Origin of the sequence: Paenibacillus profundus, assembly GCF_021369635.1 — a bacterium.
In the GTDB taxonomy this organism is placed as follows: Bacteria; Bacillota; Bacilli; order Paenibacillales; family Paenibacillaceae; genus Paenibacillus_B; species Paenibacillus_B profundus.
Window position 1 is genome coordinate 1 of the sequence record NZ_JAJNBZ010000085.1, and the last position, 2,373, is coordinate 2,373.

Here is a 2,373-nt window from a genome sequence, read left to right on the forward strand (position 1 = left end):
GAAGCACCAACTAGCTAAGAATCCCACGGCTTTAGCCGTGTGGAGTGTCAAAATTGTAATGTTACCTAAAATACCTAGTTGGAGAGGTGTACAAGAAACGTTTTATGAAACCTCTGTACTACAGTGCTATAATGAACTCAACCACAGTGATTGTAGTCGTGGCGACACTGACTGACAATAATAATGGAGTTCATCCATGGTAGTAATGAGTACCCCTTGCAGGGTACTTTTTTATGTGGATATATATGGCAGAATAGGTGGCGCGTCGGTGCGCTCTTACGCTGCAGCCTTGTAACTTTTCCGCTTTCAAACGGATTACGCAACCATCCTACAAAGTCTGACAGATCCTTAATTCCTATTTCTATATAAAACAAAAAATAGAGGAGATCAGCTCATATAATGAACTAACTATCCTCTATTAACGATACTCGAATTAACACAATCTAATGTAGAGCTCCGTATCGGGCCAATGTAGCATGTCAGGTTTTTAGCGCAAGGTACAATACCCATAGTAAACTTAGAGGTCGCTCAGCGCCTCAGAGGTACACTGGTACTGATATATTTCAACACACTTTTTATATGGTTTTATGGTATTTATTGAACTATAGTTCCCCGTTAGTCTAACGTACGTTTACTTCTTCTGCGTTCGATTTAGAAATTTTTATTTTTATCATGATCAATAAGAAAGCAAGCAGTGAAAACATAATTCCGCTCCAGATGAGTTGATGTATTCCCAAGTGAGAAATAAACCAACCACCGATAAAAGTCCCTATAGTAATTCCAAGATTGGAAAATGAGACAAACAAGCTGTTGCCGAATTCGGGAGCTTCTTTCGCCTCAGTCGTTAACCATGCTTGACTGACAATAAGCCCGCCGGAGTGCACTGCCCCCCATATGAATACGATAATAACCATCGGAATGAAATAAGAACCCAAATAATAAGCGAATAAGTAAATTATCGCATATAGCAGAGGAAACATGATGACGGTCTTTGTAAAGCTTTTATGCAAAAAGCTCCCAAATAAAAAATTCCCAAAAATCATGATTATACCAAAGGCCATCAACATGATACTTATCCATGACCCGTTCATATGTGTTACTTGTCCAAGATATTCAGCAAAGTAGCTGTACACAGAAAACATAGCTGCAAAGATAAAAATAACTGTCACGATATTTAACCACAATTGAGGTTTGCGTAATATACCAAGCTGCTTGCCATAAGACATTTTTTCCTTAACAGGCATGGAAGGAAGCCAAGCTAGTATCCCTACAAAGGCAATCATGCTTACAACAGCTCCAAACAGGAAGGCGGCTTCTAACGAAATCTTTTCCGCGAGATAAGAAGTCAAAGGCACGCCAAAAGCAAACCCGACCGTTATTCCAGCAAAAACCTTTGTAACCGCTTTGCTGCTTTTCTCCGGAGGGACAAGTTTAGCTGCAGTCACAAGAGCTACTGAAAAAAAGACAGGATGAAAAATGGCAGGAAGAATACGAAAAGCTAGCATCACATCGAACTTGGTTGTATAGGCATAAACAATATTTGAAATCGCAAACATAAGCACAGCAGTTAAGAGAATGACTTTACGATTAATACCGGAAGTAAGTAATGTCAGAAATGGACCTGAAATGGCAACGACTAAAGCAAATATACTTACAAGCCATCCTGCCTGTGAAGCCGATATATTAAATTTTTGAGTTACCTGGGGCAGAACCCCTATAATACCCATTTCCGTTGTAATAATGCCGAATACGCCTAAAGCCAGCATAATGATAAGCAAAGAGTTAACCTTCTTCATTTTAAATGTAAACCTCCATTTGTATTTATATATATAGAAATATAGATGTATAATGCAAAAAAAAAGACCTCCTTTCCGTTTTATAGTTTACTTTTGATGTACTCGGAAAATTCCTGTATTGTCTTTTCGTTCCGACGATAATACGTCCACTTCCCGATTCGCTCAGATTCCAACAAACCAGCTTTTTGCATAGTCAACAAATAACTCGAGATAACAGACTGTGCAAGTCCCGCTTTAGCCTGAATATCTCCGACGCATACACCAATTCGAAAATTAAGGCCTTGTTGTAAATAAGGCTTTTCATCAAAGAATTCCTCTGGATTCTTTAACCATAGCATAATTTGACTACGAGTCTCGTTAGACAAAGCTTTATAAATCATTAAAGGTTCCATATAGATTATTATATCCATTTATATAGATTTGTAAATAAAAAATGAATTTTGAGTTTATTCCCTATAAAGCCACAATGTCTGGACCACTCATTTAGCGACACTCCTAAAAAATATTTTATTTGCTTGTATAACAGGCCTGTTGATTAACCAGAATATGTAACTGAAAGTGATCCGTAATGGAAATT

At 37.8% G+C, this 2,373-nt stretch carries 2 protein-coding genes; both read right to left on the reverse strand.

The genetic code is table 11. The features are described from left to right. Nucleotides 1-620: 620 nt before the first annotated feature. A complete protein-coding gene (locus tag LQV63_RS31145) occupies nucleotides 621-1,796 on the reverse strand; it encodes an MFS transporter (protein ID WP_233699639.1) in 1,176 nt (391 codons plus the stop codon). Nucleotides 1,797-1,876: 80 nt separating this feature from the next. Further along, nucleotides 1,877-2,188, reverse strand: a complete 312-nt coding sequence (locus LQV63_RS31150; protein ID WP_233699640.1) for an ArsR/SmtB family transcription factor — start codon at nucleotides 2,186-2,188, stop codon at nucleotides 1,877-1,879. Nucleotides 2,189-2,373: the final 185 nt, after the last annotated feature.

Bases quoted from the DNA above. Each gene is read 5' to 3' on its own strand.
- LQV63_RS31150 (WP_233699640.1), bottom strand. From the start codon at position 2,188: ATGGAACCTTTAATGATTTATAAAGCTTTGTCTAACGAGACTCGTAGT.
- LQV63_RS31145 (WP_233699639.1), bottom strand. From the start codon at position 1,796: ATGAAGAAGGTTAACTCTTTGCTTATCATTATGCTGGCTTTAGGCGTA.